Genomic DNA, 968 nt, shown 5'->3' with positions numbered 1-968 from the left:
GAGGAGCGCGCGGCAGCCGCGGCCGCGCGCTCCTCGGCGGCGCGGGCGCTGGCATTGTCCTGCAGGTCGGCCGGGCGCGGCGGCATGTCGAAGCGCACCAGCCGGTCGAGCACGTAGACGGGCTTGGGCGGCAGCGAGCGCAGGTGCGAGATGTCGACCGGCACCGCGACGTAGGGCGCGGCCGCGCCCGCCTCGGGCTCGCCGACGGCATCGGAAGCGGTCTCGGCCGCCACGGAGGGGGCGGCGTCGAGCGCGGCCCAGGCCTCGCTCGCCGAGACGCCGTCGTCGGCGCCGAACCAGGGCTGCATGCCCGACCAGTCGGGCAGGTCCGAGAAGTCGCCGCACGCGGGCGCCGCGACCGGATGCTCCGCGGCGTGGTCCGGCGCCGCGAGGGCGGCCGGCACCGCCTCGGCGCAAACGGCGCCGGGGGCGGCCTCAAGGGCGGCCTCATGTGCAACCTCGACCTCGGGAGCGCTCGTCGCCGCGACCGGCCCGTACGTCTCCTGCGGGGCTGGCGTCTCGGGGGACAGCTCGACGCTCGGCCGGGCCGGGCGCCGGTCGGGGGTGCGGAAGTAGCGCACGCCCTCCGAGGCCACGAAGGGCTGGCGCCAGAGCGGCACGGGCGGGCCGGCCTCGATGCGGGCCGACACGGCCTCGGCGGCGCGTTCGGCCTCCTGCCGGGCAGCCTCCTGCCGGGCCGCCTCTTGCCGGGCGGCCTCTTGCCGGGCGACCTCCTCTTCGGCGGCGCGGCGCTCGGCCTCGGCCCGCTCGATCGCGGCCTGGGCGTCCGCCTGGGCCTGGAGGGCGGCCTGCGCCTCGGCGCGAGCGCGCTCCAGCGCAGCGCGCTCGGCCTCCAGCGCGCGCTGGCGGCGCTCCTGCAGCACCGCGTCGGGGGTGCGCGTGAAGCGCACGGCGGAGGGCTGGGGCGCGGCGGGGGCCGCCGCGGGAGCGCTCGCATAGGCGTCGGC

General features: G+C 79.8%; 1 pseudogene. It reads right to left on the bottom strand.

The features are described 5' to 3' along the window. Positions 1–968: pseudogene (locus AX737_RS33950) on the bottom strand (hypothetical protein); the annotation flags it as partial.

Source organism: Methylobacterium sp. CCH5-D2 (assembly GCF_001556475.1).
Taxonomy (GTDB): domain Bacteria; phylum Pseudomonadota; class Alphaproteobacteria; order Rhizobiales; family Beijerinckiaceae; genus Methylobacterium; species Methylobacterium hispanicum.
Note: the sequence above shows the minus strand (reverse complement) of the source record. Positions and strands in the feature narration are given on the sequence as shown.